10 protein-coding genes and 1 pseudogene are annotated in these 16,396 nt (G+C 71.3%); 7 read left to right on the forward strand and 4 right to left on the reverse strand.

All coding sequences use genetic code 11. The features are described from left to right. The first annotated feature begins 7 nt into the window (after positions 1 to 7). The gene (locus tag ACZ4O3_RS09705; protein ID WP_362718245.1) at positions 8 to 1,222 is read left to right on the forward strand and encodes an acetyl-CoA C-acetyltransferase; all 1,215 of its coding nucleotides are present in this window, start codon (positions 8 to 10) and stop codon (positions 1,220 to 1,222) included. Between the two features lie 40 nt (positions 1,223 to 1,262). Further along, complete coding sequence (locus tag ACZ4O3_RS09710) at positions 1,263 to 3,458, forward strand: 3-hydroxyacyl-CoA dehydrogenase NAD-binding domain-containing protein (RefSeq protein ID WP_467721812.1); 2,196 nt, start codon at positions 1,263 to 1,265, stop codon at positions 3,456 to 3,458. A 27-nt stretch (positions 3,459 to 3,485) separates the two neighbouring features. Here the strand turns inward: ACZ4O3_RS09710 and ACZ4O3_RS09715 are convergent, their stop codons facing one another. Further along, a complete protein-coding gene (locus tag ACZ4O3_RS09715) occupies positions 3,486 to 4,211 on the reverse strand; it encodes a MerR family transcriptional regulator (protein WP_467721914.1) in 726 nt (241 codons plus the stop codon). Between the two features lie 261 nt (positions 4,212 to 4,472). Here ACZ4O3_RS09715 and ACZ4O3_RS09720 point away from each other — a divergent pair, with 261 nt between their 5' ends. Continuing rightward, on the forward strand, positions 4,473 to 5,942 hold the full coding sequence (locus ACZ4O3_RS09720; RefSeq protein WP_467721813.1) for an amino acid permease: 1,470 nt from the start codon (positions 4,473 to 4,475) through the stop codon (positions 5,940 to 5,942). A 42-nt stretch (positions 5,943 to 5,984) separates the two neighbouring features. Beyond that, a pseudogene (locus ACZ4O3_RS09725) lies at positions 5,985 to 6,355 on the forward strand (macro domain-containing protein); the annotation flags it as partial. A gap of 92 nt (positions 6,356 to 6,447) precedes the next feature. On the opposite strand, the gene ACZ4O3_RS09730 reads toward ACZ4O3_RS09725, so the two are convergent. Next, the gene (locus ACZ4O3_RS09730; RefSeq protein ID WP_362718254.1) at positions 6,448 to 7,917 is read right to left on the reverse strand and encodes a M1 family metallopeptidase; all 1,470 of its coding nucleotides are present in this window, start codon (positions 7,915 to 7,917) and stop codon (positions 6,448 to 6,450) included. Positions 7,918 to 8,138: 221 nt separating this feature from the next. On the opposite strand from ACZ4O3_RS09730, the gene ACZ4O3_RS09735 reads away from it, so the two are divergent. Then, on the forward strand, positions 8,139 to 10,094 hold the full coding sequence (locus tag ACZ4O3_RS09735) for a Xaa-Pro dipeptidyl-peptidase (RefSeq protein ID WP_362718257.1): 1,956 nt from the start codon (positions 8,139 to 8,141) through the stop codon (positions 10,092 to 10,094). Positions 10,095 to 10,098: 4 nt separating this feature from the next. Here ACZ4O3_RS09735 and ACZ4O3_RS09740 read toward each other — a convergent pair whose 3' ends face one another. Next, positions 10,099 to 11,067, reverse strand: a complete 969-nt coding sequence (locus ACZ4O3_RS09740) for an FAD-dependent oxidoreductase (protein WP_467721814.1) — start codon at positions 11,065 to 11,067, stop codon at positions 10,099 to 10,101. A gap of 65 nt (positions 11,068 to 11,132) precedes the next feature. Between ACZ4O3_RS09740 and ACZ4O3_RS09745 the strand changes: the two genes are divergently transcribed. Beyond that, positions 11,133 to 12,155 carry an oxidoreductase gene (locus ACZ4O3_RS09745; protein WP_467721815.1) on the forward strand — a complete coding sequence of 341 codons (1,023 nt, stop codon included), beginning with the start codon at positions 11,133 to 11,135 and terminating at the stop codon, positions 12,153 to 12,155. A gap of 57 nt (positions 12,156 to 12,212) precedes the next feature. Further along, entirely contained in the window at positions 12,213 to 13,859 is a 1,647-nt protein-coding gene (locus ACZ4O3_RS09750) for an ABC-F family ATP-binding cassette domain-containing protein (protein WP_467721816.1), read from the forward strand. Between the two features lie 66 nt (positions 13,860 to 13,925). On the opposite strand, the gene ACZ4O3_RS09755 is transcribed toward ACZ4O3_RS09750, so the two are convergent. Further along, positions 13,926 to 16,325, reverse strand: coding sequence for a Tex family protein (locus ACZ4O3_RS09755; protein ID WP_467721817.1), 2,400 nt, complete (start codon positions 16,323 to 16,325; stop codon positions 13,926 to 13,928). Between the last annotated feature and the right edge of the window lie 71 nt (positions 16,326 to 16,396).

Genomic DNA, 16,396 nt, shown 5'->3' on the forward strand with positions numbered 1-16,396 from the left:
CTTGTCAGTGAGCACCGAAGCGTACGTGTACGACGCGATCCGCACCCCGCGCGGCCGCGGCAAGGCGAACGGCGCCCTGCACGGCACGAAGCCCATCGATCTGGTCGTCGGACTCATCCACGAGATCCAGGGCCGTTTTCCGGGCCTGGACCCGGCCGCGATCGACGACATCGTGCTCGGTGTCGTCGGCCCGGTCGGCGACCAGGGCTCCGACATCGCGCGGATCGCCGCGATCGCCGCCGGCCTGCCCGACACGGTGGCAGGCGTGCAGGAGAACCGCTTCTGCGCGTCGGGCCTGGAGGCCGTGAACATGGCCGCCGCCAAGGTCCGTTCCGGCTTCGAGGACCTCGTCCTCGCGGGCGGCGTCGAGTCCATGTCCCGGGTGCCGATGGCCTCCGACGGCGGCGCCTGGTTCAACGACCCGATGACCAACCTGGCCACCAACTTCGTGCCGCAGGGCATCGGCGCCGACCTGATCGCCACCATCGAGGGCTTCTCCCGCCGGGACGTCGACGAGTACGCGGCGCTCTCCCAGGAGCGTGCGGCGACGGCCGTGAAGGAGGGCCGCTTCGACCGTTCCGTGGTCCCCGTCAGGGACCGCGCGGGCCTGGTCGTCCTCGACCACGACGAACACCTGCGCCCCGGCACCACCGCCGACTCGCTCGCCAAGCTCAAGCCCTCCTTCGCCGACATCGGGGAGCTGGGCGGGTTCGACGCGGTCGCGCTGCAGAAGTACCACTGGGTCGAGAAGATCGACCACGTCCACCACGCGGGCAACTCCTCCGGCATCGTCGACGGCGCCTCCCTGGTCGCCATCGGCACCAAGGAGATCGGTGAGCGCCACGGCCTGACCCCGCGTGCCCGGATCATCGCGGCCGCCGTCTCCGGCTCCGAGCCGACCATCATGCTCACCGGCCCGGCCCCGGCCACCCGCAAGGCACTCGCCAAGGCCGGACTCACCATCGACGACATCGACCTGGTCGAGATCAACGAGGCGTTCGCGGCGGTCGTGCTGCGCTTCGTCAAGGACATGGGCCTGTCCCTGGACAAGGTCAACGTCAACGGCGGCGCGATCGCGCTGGGCCACCCGCTCGGCGCCACCGGTGCGATGATCCTCGGCTCTCTCGTCGACGAGCTGGAGCGCCAGGACAAGCGCTACGGGCTGGCCACCCTGTGCGTGGGCGGCGGCATGGGCATCGCCACGATCGTCGAGCGCGTCTGAAAACCCCGGCGGAACCAAGAGACCTCACGGAGACCCTCACATGACCGAGAGCACCACCATCCGCTGGGAGAAGGACGACACCGGCGTCGTCACCCTGGTCCTGGACGACCCGAACCAGTCCGCCAACACCATGAACGCGGCCTTCGTCGAGTCCCTCGCCGCGGTCGCCGACCGGCTGGAGGCCGAGCAGGACTCGATCCGGGGCATCGTCTTCACCTCCGCCAAGAAGACCTTCTTCGCCGGCGGCGACCTGCGCGACCTCATCCGGGTCACCCCCGAGACCGCCCAGGACCTCTTCGACGGCGGCCTCGCCATCAAGCGCAACCTGCGCCGCATCGAGACCCTCGGCAAGCCCGTCGTCGCCGCGATCAACGGCGCTGCCCTGGGCGGTGGTTTCGAACTCGCCCTGGCCTGCCACCACCGGGTCGCCCTCGACACCCCCGGCACCAAGATCGGCTGTCCCGAGGTCACCCTCGGCCTCCTCCCGGGCGGCGGTGGTGTCGTCCGCACCGTGCGCCTGCTCGGCATCGCCGACGCGCTGCTGAAGGTCCTCCTCCAGGGCACCCAGTACAACGCGCGCAGGGCCCAGGAGAACGGCCTGGTCCACGAGGTCGCCGACAGCCCCGAGGATCTCCTCGCCAAGGCCCGCGCCTTCATCGACGCCCACCCGGAGTCCCATCAGCCCTGGGACGTCCCGGGCTACCGGATCCCCGGCGGCACCCCGGCCGACCCGAAGTTCGCGGCCAACCTGCCGGCCTTCCCGGCCTCCCTGCGCAAGCAGACCAACAACGCCCCCTACCCGGCGCCGCGCCGCATCCTCGCCGCCGCCGTCGAGGGCAGCCAGGTCGACTTCGAGACCGCCCAGGTCATCGAGGCCCGCTACTTCGTGGAGCTGGCCGCCGGGCAGATCTCGAAGAACATGATCCAGGCGTTCTTCTTCGACCTCCAGGCCGTCAACTCCGGCGCCAACAGGCCGGGGGGCGTCGAGCCTCGCAAGGTCACCAGGGTCGCCGTCCTCGGCGCGGGCATGATGGGCGCGGGTATCGCCTACTCCTGCGCCCGCGCGGGCATCGACGTCGTCCTCAAGGACGTCTCCGCCGAGGCCGCGCAGAAGGGCAAGGCCTACTCCGAGAAGCTGTGCGCCAAGGCCGTCGCCAAGGGCCGCACCAGCCAGGAGAAGGCGGACGCGCTGCTCGCCCGGATCACGCCCACCGCCGACCCGCAGGACCTCGCCGGCTGCGACGCGGTCATCGAGGCCGTCTTCGAGGACACCTCGCTCAAGCACAAGGTGTTCCAGGAGATCGAGTCGGTCGTCGCCCCCGACGCCCTGCTGTGCTCCAACACCTCCACGCTCCCCATCACCGCCCTCGCCGAGGGAGTCGAGCGCCAGCAGGACTTCATCGGCCTGCACTTCTTCTCGCCCGTCGACAAGATGCCGCTCGTCGAGATCATCAAGGGCGAGCGCACCGGCGACGAGGCGCTGGCACGCGCCTTCGACCTGGTCCGGCAGATCAACAAGACGCCGATCGTCGTCAACGACTCGCGCGGCTTCTTCACCTCCCGGGTGATCGGCCACTTCATCAACGAGGGTGTCGCCATGGTCGGGGAGGGCATCGAACCGGCCTCCGTCGAGCAGGCGGCGGCCCAGGCCGGCTACCCGGCCAAGGTCCTCTCCCTGATGGACGAGCTGACCCTCACCCTGCCGCAGAAGATCCGCCGCGAGTCGAAGCTGGCCGTCGAGGAGGCCGGCGGCACCTGGACCGCGCACCCGGCCGAGGCCGTCATCGACCGCATGGTCGACGAGTTCGGCCGCCCGGGCCGCAGCGGCGGCGCCGGCTTCTACGACTACGCCGAGGACGGCCGGCGCGCCGGGCTCTGGCCGGGCCTGCGCGAGCACTTCACCGAGCCGGGTCGTGAGATCCCGTTCCGTGACATGCAGGAGCGGATGCTCTTCGCGGAGGCACTGGACACCGTCCGCCTCCTGGAGGAGGGCGTCCTGACCTCGGTCGCCGACGCCAACATCGGATCGCTCTTCGGCATCGGCTTCCCCGGCTGGACCGGCGGTGTCCTCCAGTACATCAACGGCTACGGCGCCTACGGCGGGGCGGATGCCGGCCTGCCCGGCTTCGTGGCCCGCGCGCGTGAGCTGGCGGAGACCTACGGCGACCGCTTCACCCCGCCCGCGCTGCTGGTGGAGAAGGCGGACAAGGGGGAGACCTTCACGGACGGCCGCTGACCGGACCGCCCGGTCCCGGCCCCCGTCTCAGGAGGGCCGGGACTCCTCCGGGCCGGCGAGCCACTGGTGCACCTCGTGCCTGAGCGACCGCTGGAACGTGGTCAGCAGCGCCTGCACCACCAGCGGCTGCACATGGGCGGACAGTGACCTCACATCCTGCTCGGTCCGCTCCGCCACCTCGGCCCGGAACACCTGCGCCAGCGCGTGGGCGGCCGAGCGCGAGTGCTCGACCAGCACGGTGCGCGCGGCCAGGATCGCCTGCTCGGACAGCGGTACGTCCAGCAGCTGCACGGCGAGCCGGAGCAGGCCCGGGTCGACGCGGTAGGCGTCTCCGTCGGGCCGTACGACGTCCATCGCGACGAGCCGCTCGACGTCCCCCTCGTCCAGCTGCCGCCCGGCCCGCCGGCGCAGCTCGCCGGCGCTCACCCTCTCCTCGGTGTCAGGCGCCCAGGAGGCCACCACGGCCCGGTGGATGGCGAGGTCGTGGTCGGTCAGCCCGGGCGGCAGCCGGTGCAGATAGCGTTCGATCGCCGCCAGTGTCATGCCCTGGTGCTGAAGCTCCTCGATGAGCGCCAGCCGGGCCAGGTGTCCGGCCCCGTAGTGACCCACCCGGCGGGCACCGATCACCGGCGGCGGAAGCAGCCCCTTGGTGCCGTAGAACCGGACCGTGCGGACCGTGGTGCCGGCCCGGGCGGCCAGTTCGTCGATCGTGAGCACCGGCTCCCCGGAGTCGCTGTCGGTGTGGGTCGTCATGTGCAGCAGTATCGCTGTCACAGCGGCACTGTGACACCGGCATCGCCATGTCATCGATGATCATTTGTTCGCCAAAAATTCATCCACATGACTAGATCATCATCTTGTGAGAAGTGCCGCTGTGTGACGTGTGCCATCGCATACGCCCAGGTGGCCGGGGAAGGTGGCACCTCGGTCCGTGCCGTCACCGAGTGCGCCGACCGAGTACGTCCGGACACCCGAGCGCGACCCGCTCGGGCGCACCAGAGAGTGGAACCACCTGTGAGCAAGAACGCCGTGGACACGGCACAGGCCGTCGCCACCCGGACCGACGCGGCCCAGACGCCCGCGGACGCGGGCGACGCCGGCTACAGCAAGGACCTCAAGGCCCGCCACGTCAACATGATCGCCGTCGGCGGCGCGATCGGCACCGGCCTCTTCCTCGGCGCAGGCGGACGGCTCCACAACGCGGGCCCGGCGCTCGCGCTGGCCTACCTGGTCTGCGGAATCTTCGCCTTCTTCGTCGTACGCGCCCTCGGCGAGCTGGTCCTTTACCGCCCGTCGTCCGGATCCTTCGTGTCGTACGCGCGTGAGTTCCTCGGCGAGAAGGGCGCCTACGTCGCCGGCTGGATGTACTTCCTGAACTGGTCGACGACCGGCATCGCCGACATCACCGCGATCGCGCTCTACACCCACTACTGGTCCATGTTCACCAGCATCCCCCAGTGGACGCTCGCGCTGATCGCCCTGGCGGTGGTCCTCGCGGTGAACCTCATCTCGGTGAAGATCTTCGGCGAGATGGAGTTCTGGTTCGCGATCATCAAGGTCGCCACCCTGGTCGGCTTCATGCTGATCGGCATCTTCCTGCTCGCCACCCAGCACAAGGTCGACGGCCAGACCCCGGGTCTGAGCGCCATCGGCGACCACGGCGGTGTCCTGCCGCACGGGCTGATGCCGGTCATCCTGGTCATGCAGGGCGTGATCTTCGCCTACGCGGCCCTGGAGCTGGTCGGTGTCGCGGCCGGCGAGACCGCCGAGCCGGGGAAGGTCGTCCCACGCGCGGTGAACTCGATCATGTGGCGCGTCGGCATCTTCTACGTCGGCTCGGTCGTCCTGCTCGCCCTGCTCCTGCCCGGCTCGGTGTACTCGGCCGACCAGAGCCCCTTCGTGACGGTCCTCTCCAAGATCGGCGTCTCGGGCGCCGGCGACGTCATGAACCTGGTGGTCCTGACCGCGGCGATGTCCTCCCTCAACTCCGGCCTGTACTCCACCGGCCGCATCCTGCGCTCCATGGCGGTGGCCGGATCGGCCCCGAAGTTCACGGCCCGCATGAACCGCAGCCAGGTCCCCTACGGCGGCATCCTGCTGACCTGCGCGGTCTGCGTGCTCGGTGTCGTCCTGAACTACCTGGTGCCCAGCCAGGCCTTCGAGATCGTGCTGAACGTCGCCTCCCTCGGCATCATCAGCACCTGGGTGATCATCATGCTCTGCCACCTGGTCTTCGTCCGCCGCGCGAAGGCGGGCCTGGTCGGCCGTCCCTCCTTCCGTCTCCGCTTCAGCCCGGTCACCGAGATCGCCACGATCGTCTTCCTGCTGGTCTGCCTCGGCATGATGTGGAACGACCCGGAGGTGGGCCGCAAGACCCTCCTGCTCATCCCGGTCATCGCCGCCCTGCTGGTGGCGGGCTGGTTCGGCGTCCGCCGCAGGGTGGTCCAGACCGCCGACGAGGAGCTGTCGCGGCTCACGAAGTAGCAGGTCAGCGCCACTGTCAGTGGCATCGCCCACGGTGGCGTCATGTCGGAGATCACTTACATCCGGGGTGACGCCACCCGCGCCGTCGGGCAAGGGCGTCAAGGTGATCGCCCATGTCTGCAACGACCTGGGGGGCCGGGGGAAGGGCTTCGTGCTCGCACTCTCGCGCCGCTGGCCGGAGCCGGAGCGGGCGTACCGCGCCCAGATCCGGCAGCAAGGGCGTACCGGTCCGCTGCGGGGCGAGCGACACGGCCCTGACCAAGCTGGCCGACGGGACGCTCGCGCTCGGCGCCTTTGTCCACATGCCCCGCACAGGCTGCGGCCTGGCAGGCGGCAGGTGGTCCCGCGGGGAGCCACTGACAGCGGAGCGGTTGGTGAGACGGGGACTGGCGGTCACGGTGTACGACCACGGAGCTGAGGTGCCCTTCCAGGGGCGCTGGGGGAGGAACTGCGCGACCAGCCGCAACCGGCCCGCAGCCCCCCGCTCACCGCACCCTGCAACCGCTCAGTGCACGTCGTTCGTCGCCTCGATCTTCTTCCAGGACCTCGGCTGGTCAGGCACGCCCGCGGCCTTGAGCGCGGGTACCGCCGGCTTCGCCGGCTCGAACAGCCACGCGTCGAACAGCCCCGACAGCGACTTCCCGGACACCTTCTCGGCGTACTCCTCGAAGTCGGCCACCGACGCGTTGCCGTACGCGTGCTCCCTCGGCCACCCCTTCAGGATCGCGAAGAAGGCGCCGTCCCCGACCGCGTTCCGCAGCGCCTGCACGGCCAGGGCCCCGCGGTCGTAGACGGCGATGTCGAACTGGTCGTCCGGACCGGGATCCCCCGGCTTGACCGTCCAGAACGCGTCGTCGGCCGGGTGCGACGCGTACACGTAGTCGGCGAGTTCCTGCGTCGTCCCCTCGCCCTCGTGCTCGGACCACAGCCACTGCGCGTAGCGCGCGAAGCCCTCGTTGAGCCAGATGTCCTTCCAGCCCTTGACGGAGACGTCGTCGCCGTACCACTGGTGCGCCAGCTCGTGCACCACCACGGAGGTGTTGGAGCCGTTCGCGAACTGCTTGGGGCTGTAGTACACACGGGTCTGGGTCTCCAGCGCGTACCCCGTCGTCGTGTTCGGCACGTACCCGCCCGCCGAGCTGAAGGGATACGGCCCGAAATAACCGGAGAGCCAGTCGACCAGCTCCCCGGTGCGCTCCACGCTCGCCCGCGCCGCCCCGTCGTTGTCGCCGAGGTCCTTGCTGTAGGCGTTGACGACCGGCACCCCTCCCTCGGAGGTGCTCGTCGTGATGTCGAACCTCCCGACGGCCAGCGTGGTCAGGTAGGTCGCCTGCGGCCTGTTCTGCCGCCAGTTGTAGCGGGTCCAGCCGCGCTGCGAACTCGTCGACTGGAGCGAGCCGTTGGAGACGACCTGGGTGCCGTCGGGGACGGCGACGGAGACGTCGTAGGTGGCCTTGTCCAGCGGGTGGTCGTTGCTCGGGTACCACCACCAGGCGGACTCGGGCTCGTCCGCGGCGACCGCCCCGTCGGGCGTGCGGTGCCAGGTGCTGAAGCCGTACGCGCTCTTCGTGGACGGTACCCCGCTGTAGCGGACGACGACCGTGACCTGCGTGCCCTTCGCCAGTGGCGACTTCGGGGTGACGACCAGCTCGTGCTGTCCGGACGTGGTGAAGGCCGCTGTCGCGCCGTTGACCCGCACCTCGCTCACGTCCAGCAGGAAGTCCAGGTCGAAGCTGGACAGGTCCTGTGTGGTGCGCGCCAGGATCGTCGCCGTACCGGCCAGCTCGTCGGTGGCCGGCTGGTACTGCAGACGCAGATCGTAGTGGGAGACGTCGTAGCCGCCGTTGCCGTAGTACGGGTAGTAGGGGTCGCCGATGCCCGGCGCGCCGGGACTGTGACTCGCGGCCGATGCCGGGATCGCCAGCAGCAGGGAGGCCGCCGCGAGGGCGCCCGGCGCGAGGATTCTGCGGTGCACGAGAACTCCAGGTCGGTAGGGGGCCGAGGCGCCCGTCACGCCCGGACGGGAACGCCAAGTCGATGGAGCACGAAAACTGTTCGGATCCTATTCAGTCCCTGTGGCCCCTGGCCTGTCCACGGCCCCTGCTGTCACACGATCGCCATTCGGCCGCAATCAGTGCTGTCGGTCCCTCAGATGCCGTCTTTTGCACAGGAGTTGACGGGGGTAGCGTCCGCCGCATGCCGAAACGCACGCGCTTCACGATCTGGAGACCGTTCGTCATCGCGGTCGTCGGGGCCCTGGCGGCCGCCTTCCTCAGCCCGGTCGCGGCCCAGGCGGCCGGGACAGCCCCGCGCGAGAGCAGGCCGGTCTACTCCTACGCCGACGCCATCCGCGAGGCCGTCTGGGTGGACACCGGCCTCGACTCCGACGGCGACGGGAGGACCGACCGGGTCGCCGCCGACATCGTCCGGCCCGCCGAACCCGCCGCGCAGGGGCGCAAGGTGCCGGTCATCATGGACGCCAGCCCGTACTACTCGTGCTGCGGACGCGGCAACGAGAGCCAGCTCAAGACGTACGACGCCGCCGGGAACGTCGTCCGGATGCCGCTGTTCTACGACAACTACTTCGTGCCCCGCGGCTACGCCGTCGTCGGCGTCGACCTGGCCGGCACCAACCGCTCCGACGGCTGTGTCGACGTCGGCGGCCGCTCGGACATCCAGTCCGCGAAGGCCGTCGTCGACTGGCTGAACGGCCGCGCCAAGGCCTACAGCAGCCGCACCGGCGGCACCGCCGTCAAGGCCGGCTGGACCAACGGCAGGACCGGCATGATCGGCAAGAGCTGGGACGGCACCATCGCCAACGGCGTCGCCGCCACCGGCGTCAAGGGTCTGAAGACGATCGTCCCGATCAGCGCCATCTCCTCCTGGTACGACTACTACTTCGCCCAGGGCGCCCCGCTCTACGACTCCGGGCCCGACTGGCTGGCCGGCGCGGTGGAGAGCGACGACGCCTACGCCAGGTGCGGTGCCGTCCAGCAGAAACTGGTCGACGGCGCGCCGCGCACCGGCGACTGGACCGGTCTGTGGACCGAACGGGACTACGTCAGGGACGCCGCCAAGGTACGCGCCAGCGTGTTCCTCGTGCACGGCATGCAGGACCTCAACGTCCGCACCAAGAACTTCGGCCAGTGGTGGGACGCCCTCGCCAAGAACGGCGTCGAGCGCAAGATCTGGCTCTCCCAGACCGGGCACGTCGACCCCTTCGACTACCGGCGCGGAGCCTGGGTCGACACGCTGCACCGCTGGTTCGACCATGAACTCCTCGGCTACGACAACGGCATCGACCGCGAGCCGATGGCCGACGTCGAACGGCACCCCGACCAGTGGGTGACCTCCGCCGTCTGGCCGCCGCGCGGCACCGCGGCCACCACCCTGCGTCCCGCCGCCGGGGCCCGGGCGGGCGTGGGCATTCTCGGCCTCAGCCGGAAGACGGGCACCGAGACGTTCACCGACGACCCGACGCGGAGCGAGACCGACTGGGCGGCCCAGATCGCCACCCCGACCGCGGACAAGGCCGGCTTCCTCACCGCGCCGCTCAGCCGCGACCTGCGCCTGTCCGGCTCCTCCGAGGTCACGGTCACCGCCACCCCGACCACCTCGACGGCCCACCTGACCGCCGTCCTGGTCGACCTCGGCCCCGACACCATCCGGGACTACGCCGACGCCGCCGAGGGCATCACCACGCTCACCGACCGCACCTGCTGGGGCGAGAGCACGGCCGGCGACAGCGCCTGCTTCCTGAGGACCGCGGCCAGGACCAAGGCCGTCGACTTCACGGTCCTCAGCCGTGGCTGGGCCGACCTCGGCACCTACGCCGACCCCGGCAAGGGCGTCCCGCTCACCCCGGGCCGGACGTACACGATCACCCTCGACCTGGCCGCCACCGACCACGTCGTACCCAAGGGGCACCGGCTGGCGCTGATCGTCGCGGGCACGGACAAGGACCTCATCGATCCGCCGTCCACGACGCCGACGCTCACCCTGGACCTGTCCCGCACCGCGGCCCGGGTCCCGCTCGTCGGGGGAGCGGCCGCGTTCGCCCGCGCCACCTCCGCGCGCTGGACCGCCCCCGGGACGGGCGACCTGACCGGAGTGCGCGCCCCGCGTACCGTGCGGCGGGTCCCCGCGAGCTGACCGCTCAGGCGGCCGGGCCCGGATCCACCAGCCCGGCCGCCTGACGTGCGCAGCCCCAGGCCACCGTGACCCCGGCCCCGCCGTGCCCGTAGTTGTGCACCAGCAGGCGCCCGTCCGGCAGGATTTGACGTTCCAGCCGTACCGCGTCCCGGTACGGGCGCAGCCCTACCCGGTGCCCCAGCACCCGGGCCCCGGCGATCTCCGGCCGTACCGCCGCGCACCGCGCCACGATCCCGGCCGCGATGTCCGGATCGGGCTCCAGGCACCAGGCGTCCTCGTGCGCCGTGCCCCCGAGCAGCAGTCCTCCCGGCTGTGGGAAGAAGTAGGCCGAGACACTTCCTTCGGCCCCTCCTCCAGGTCCTGCCGCGGTCTTCTCGGCAGAGGTGTACCAGGTGGTGATGCCCGGGTTCTCCACCACGACCAGCTGCCCGCGCACCGGACGCACCGCCGGATCGGGAACCAGCGAACGGGCCCCCAGCCCGCTGCAGTTCACCACCACCGCCGACCGCACCTCGCCCAGCCCGCGCACCACCCGTTCCTCGACCGTCCCGCCCGCCTCCTCCAACCGCTGCCGCAGCCACCCGAGATGGACCGGCATGTCGATCAACGGCAGCCGCGCCGAGAGCCCTTCAGGTGTGTCGGCCAGCGGCACCCGGGCCGCCCACGGCCCCAGCCTGTCCAGCCGCAGCCCGTCGTGTACACCCTCGACCAGGCGTACGCCCGTCTGCGCGGACCGCGCCGCCAAGTCCTCGTACACGGTGAGGGATTCGAGCGCCCAGTCACCGACCAGCCGCTCCGGCTCGATCCGGTACGGCCACCACAGCGCACCCGCGACCGCCGAGGTCGTGCGCTCGCCGGACTCCCGTGCCCAGACCCGCACCCGGTGCCCGCTCTCCGCCAGCACCACCGCCGTGGTCAGCCCGACGACCCCGCCGCCGACCACGATCACTTCGTCACTCAGCCCTCGGTCCATGCCGGGACGCTAGCCGAATATGTCATGCCGCGCTCAGATCATCCCGTTCTGGGGATACTCACAGCATGTGTGCCGCATACGCGACCTTCGGCCTGGCCCCGGCGATGCGCGCCGGCGGCGTCCGCGCCGACGGCGGTTACCAGGTCCACCGGGACTTCGTGGACTTCGTCGTCGACGGGTCCCCGCTGCTGTTCCAGCTCTCCGACCTGGACGCCGTCTCCCCGCTCGCCTCCGACGTGCCGCCCGCGATCTTCACCGCCCAGGTCCGCGGCCTGCTGCTGGAGTCCGAGGCGCCGCTGCCCGGTGAACGGTACGTCATCTACGGCTGCCCCGACTGCGAGGACCTGGGCTGCGGCGCGGTCACCGCGGTCATCGAGCGGGACGGCGACGACTACGTCTGGCGGGACTTCGCCTGGCAGACCGACGAACACGCCGACCTGGAACTCAACGGCTACCCCGGCATCGGCCCGTTCCGCTTCCCCGGCCCCGAGTACCGCAGGGCCCTCGGGGCCCTCCTGGAGGACCCCGGACCCCCGCCCGGCCGCCGGGTCCTGCTGATCGGCGCGCGAGTCGCCCTGCTCGCCAAGCTGGCCGCGGCCCTGCGCACCATCGGCATCGGCGCCGACATCACCCGAGACGCCGAGGGCGTCCTGGCCGAGGAACTCCGCGGCTACGGTGCCGTGGCCTTCGGCCCCACGGTGGGCGAGGCCGAGCGGGCCGCCGTACGCAGGGCGTTCGACCGGGCCGGCGCGGAAGCCGCCTACGTCGACGGGTTCGCCCCGATCGTCCCCGTCCTCGTCGCCCAGATCGAACACGCCCTGGACCACAGCGCACTCCCGCAGCGCCGGCTGACCCACCTGGTCGCCGCCGACGGCACGGCCGGCATCGAGGTCACCTCGCCGTGCCGGGTCCGGCTCACCGCCTACCGCCTGGACCGGCTCTCCCGCCTGCGCGCCCAGGACCTCTTCGACGGAGTCCTGGAGCCCGGCAGCCACCGCATCCCGCTCGACGGTCAGGCGGCCAAGGACGGCGTCTACGTCGTGGCCCGGACCTCCGGCAGCGTGCTGGTGGCGGCGGTGACGCGCTGACCGGCGGCGAGAGGGGGCTGAAGGCGGGCTCCCGGGCGCATTAGGATCGGCCATCTGATGACTGCCACCCTCGTCGCCAAGAACCTCGCCGCCGGGCACGGCGACCGCTCCCTCTTCTCCGGGCTCGACCTCGTCGTCGCGCCGGGGGACGTGATCGGTCTGGTCGGTGCCAACGGCGCGGGCAAGTCCACCCTGCTGCGGCTGCTCGCCGGCCTCACCGCCCCCGAAGAGGGCGAACTGCGGCTCTCCCCGCCGACCGCGGCCGTCGGCCATCTGCCCCAGGAGCCGGAGCGCCGGCCGGGCGAGACCGTGCGCGCCTTCCTCGCCCGCCGCACCGGCGTCGCCGAGGCACAGCGGGTGATGGACGAGGCAACCCAGGCCCTGGTCGACGGGGCGCCGGGGGCCGACGACGCGTACGCCACCGCGCTGGAGCGCTGGCTCGGCCTCGGCGGCGCGGACCTGGAGGAGCGGGCCGAGGAGGTCACCGACTCCCTGGGCCTGGCCGTCGGACTCGACCAGCCGATGACCTCCCTCTCCGGCGGCCAGGCCGCTCGCGCGGGCCTCGCCTCCCTGCTCCTGTCCCGCTACGACGTCTTCCTGCTCGACGAGCCGACCAACGACCTCGACCTGGACGGTCTCGAGCGGCTGGAACGCTTCGTGACCGGCCTGCGCGCCGGCACGGTCGTCGTCAGCCACGACCGCGAGTTCCTCACCCGCACGGTCACCAAGGTCCTCGAACTCGATCTCGCCCAGCGGCAGGTCAACCTCTACGGCGGCGGCTACGACGCCTACCTGGAGGAACGCGAGACGGCCCGCCGGCACGCCCGCGACGACTACGAGGAGTACGCCGACAAGAAGAGCGCCCTCCAGGACCGCGCGCAGATGCAGCGCTCCTGGATGGACAAGGGCGTCAAGAACGCCCGGCGCAAGGCGAACAACGACAACGACAAGATCGGCCGCAAGTTCCGCAGCGAGGCCAGCGAGAAGCAGGCCGCCAAGGCCCGCCAGACCCAGCGCATGATCGAACGCCTGGACGTGGTCGAGGAGCCGCGCAAGGAGTGGGAGCTGCGCATGGAGATCGCGGCGGCCCCGCGCTCCGGTTCGGTGGTGGCCACCCTGCGGGACGCGGAGGTACGGCTCGGGGACTTCGCCTTCGGACCGGTGTCCCTGCAGATCGACTGGGCCGACCGGGTCGCGGTGACCGGCGCGAACGGGGCCGGCAAGTCGACGCTGCTCGGCGCGCTGCTGGGCCGGGTGCCACTGGAGGCGGGGCACGCCGCGCTCGGCTCGGGGGTCTTGGTCGGCGAGGTCGACCAGACCCGCAAGCTCTTCCACGGCACCGAGGCCCTGCTGGACGCCTTCTGCGCGGCCGTCCCGGACACCGAGCCGGCGGAAGTCCGCACCCTGCTGGCCAAGTTCGGCCTCAGGCAGGACCACGTCCTGCGCTCCGCGGCCACCTTGTCGCCGGGGGAACGGACTCGGGCCGCGCTGGCGCTGCTCCAGGGCCGGGGCGTCAACCTCCTCGTCCTGGACGAGCCGACGAACCACCTCGACCTGCCCGCGATCGAACAACTGGAGTCCGCCCTCGACGCCTACGAGGGCACCCTCCTCCTGGTCACCCACGACCGCCGCATGCTGGACGCGGTCCATGTGACCCGCCGCCTTGAGGTCGCGGCGGGCAAACTGACCGAACTCGCCCGGTAAGGGGGCGGGAACCGCGCGACCGTCGACGACGGACCCGCGGTTCCCCACGACCTCCCATGGGCGGAGTCAGCGCTTGCCCTTCTTGCCGCCGTCCAGCAGCCCGGCCCGGCGCAGAGCGTCGGCCATCGCGCTGTTGGCGGGCGCCGGCGCCTGACGCGCACCGCCGCCCTGTCCCTGGCCGCCACGGCCGCCGCCCTGCTGCCGCTGCTGCGGCGGACGTCCGCCGCGCTGTCGCCGTTCGCCGCCCTCGCCCTGCCGGCCGCCGCCCTGAGGCGTCGCCTCGTCGTCCAGCCGCAGCGTCAGCGAGATCCGCTTGCGCGGGACGTCCACGTCGAGGACCTTCACCTTGACGATGTCGCCCGGCTTGACCACGTCCCGCGGGTCCTTGACGAAGGTCTTCGACAGCGCGGAGACGTGCGCCAGACCGTCCTGGTGGACGCCGATGTCGATGAACGCGCCGAACGCCGCCACGTTCGTGACGACCCCCTCCAGGATCATGCCGGAGGACAGGTCGGAGATCTTCTCGACGCCCTCCTTGAACGTGGCCGTCTTGAAGGCGGGACGCGGGTCGCGACCGGGCTTCTCCAGCTCCTTGAGGATGTCGGTGACGGTCGGCAGACCGAACGTCTCGTCCACGAAGTCGCCCGGCCGCAGCGAGCGCAGCACACCGGTGTTGCCGATGAGCGCGGCCACCTCCTGCTGCGAGGCCTTCACCATGCGCCGTACGACGGGGTACGCCTCGGGGTGGACGCTCGACGAGTCCAGCGGGTCGTCGCCGCCGCGGATGCGCAGGAAGCCCGCGCACTGCTCGTACGCCTTCGGGCCGAGCCGCGCCACGTTCTTCAGCTGGCCCCGGGAGGTGAACGGCCCGTTGGTGTCCCGGTGGGCCACGATGTTCTCGGCGAGCCCGGAGGTGATGCCGGAGACCCGGGACAGCAGCGGGGCCGACGCGGTGTTCACGTCGACGCCCACGCCGTTCACACAGTCCTCCACCACCGCGTCCAGCGACCGCGACAGCTTCACCTCGGACAGGTCGTGCTGGTACTGGCCGACACCGATCGACTTCGGGTCGATCTTGACCAGCTCGGCGAGCGGGTCCTGGAGCCGGCGGGCGATGGAGACGGCGCCGCGCAGCGACACGTCCATGCCGGGCAGCTCCTGGGAGGCGAACGCGGACGCCGAGTACACGGACGCGCCCGCCTCCGACACCATCACCTTGGTGAGATTCAGCTCCGGGTGCCGGGTGATGAGTTCACCGGCGAGCTTGTCGGTCTCGCGGGACGCCGTGCCGTTGCCGATCGCGATCAGCTCGACCGTGTGCTCGGTGGCGAGACGGGCGAGCTTGGCGACCGCCTCGTCCCACTTGTTCGCCGGGACGTGCGGGTAGATGACGTCGGTGGCGACGACCTTGCCGGTGGCGTCGACGACGGCGACCTTCACGCCGGTACGGAAACCGGGGTCCAGGCCCAGCGTCGCGCGCGTGCCGGCCGGAGCGGCGAGCAGCAGGTCGCGCAGGTTCGCGGCGAAGACGTCCACCGCCTCGTCCTCGGCGGCCGTACGCAGCCGCAGCCGCAGATCGATGCCGAGGTGGACCAGCAGGCGGGTGCGCCAGGCCCAGCGGACCGTGTCGGTGAGCCACTTGTCGGCCGCCCGGCCCCGGTCGGCGATCGCGAACCGGTGGGCGACGATGCCCTCGTACGACGAGGGCCCCTCGGTCGGCTCCTCCGGCTCCAGGACGAGGTCGAGGACCTCCTCCTTCTCGCCGCGCAGCATCGCCAGGATCCGGTGCGAGGGCAGCTCGGTGAACGGCTCGGCGAAGTCGAAGTAGTCGGCGAACTTGGCGCCCGCCTCCTCCTTGCCCTCCCGTACCTTCGCGGCGAGCCGGCCACGCACCCACATGCGCTCGCGCAGCTCACCGATGAGGTCGGCGTCCTCCGAGAACCGCTCGGTGAGGATCGCCCGGGCACCCTCCAGGGCCGCCTGCGGATCGGCGACGCCCTTGTCGGCGTCCACGAACGCGGCGGCGGCGGCCAGCGGTTCCACCGTCGGATCGCCCAGCAGTCCCTCGGCCAGCGGCTCCAGGCCGGCCTCCCGCGCGATCTGTGCCTTGGTCCGCCGCTTCGGTTTGTACGGCAGGTAGATGTCCTCCAGCCGCGCCTTGGTCTCGGCGCCGCGGATCCGCGCCTCCAGCTCCTCGGTGAGCTTGCCCTGCTCGCGCACCGACTCCAGGATCGCCGTCCGGCGCTCCTCCAGCTCCCGCAGATAGCGCAGCCGCTCCTCGAGCGTGCGCAGCTGCGCGTCGTCGAGCATCTCGGTCGCTTCCTTGCGGTAGCGGGCGATGAAGGGCACCGTCGAACCGCCGTCGAGCAGCTCCACGGCAGCCTTGACCTGCCGCTCCCGTACGCCGAGCTCCTCGGCGATCCTGCCTTCGATGGACCCTGGAACCAGGGACCCGGGTGTCGTCACGATCCCGTACCGCCTTCTCCACTGAGGTTGCGCGGCAATTGTGGCAGGTGACACCGACAACCGGGCCTCAG

The sequence above is a fragment of the Streptomyces sp. NPDC026515 genome, from assembly GCF_055567595.1.

Coding starts and splice junctions, on each gene's coding strand:
- ACZ4O3_RS09750 (WP_467721816.1), top strand. CDS start 12,213: ATGACTGCCACCCTCGTCGCCAAGAACCTCGCCGCCGGGCACGGCGAC.
- ACZ4O3_RS09710 (WP_467721812.1), top strand. CDS start 1,263: ATGACCGAGAGCACCACCATCCGCTGGGAGAAGGACGACACCGGCGTC.
- ACZ4O3_RS09740 (WP_467721814.1), bottom strand. CDS start 11,067: ATGGACCGAGGGCTGAGTGACGAAGTGATCGTGGTCGGCGGCGGGGTC.
- ACZ4O3_RS09745 (WP_467721815.1), top strand. CDS start 11,133: ATGTGTGCCGCATACGCGACCTTCGGCCTGGCCCCGGCGATGCGCGCC.
- ACZ4O3_RS09715 (WP_467721914.1), bottom strand. CDS start 4,211: ATGACGACCCACACCGACAGCGACTCCGGGGAGCCGGTGCTCACGATC.
- ACZ4O3_RS09735 (WP_362718257.1), top strand. CDS start 8,139: ATGCCGAAACGCACGCGCTTCACGATCTGGAGACCGTTCGTCATCGCG.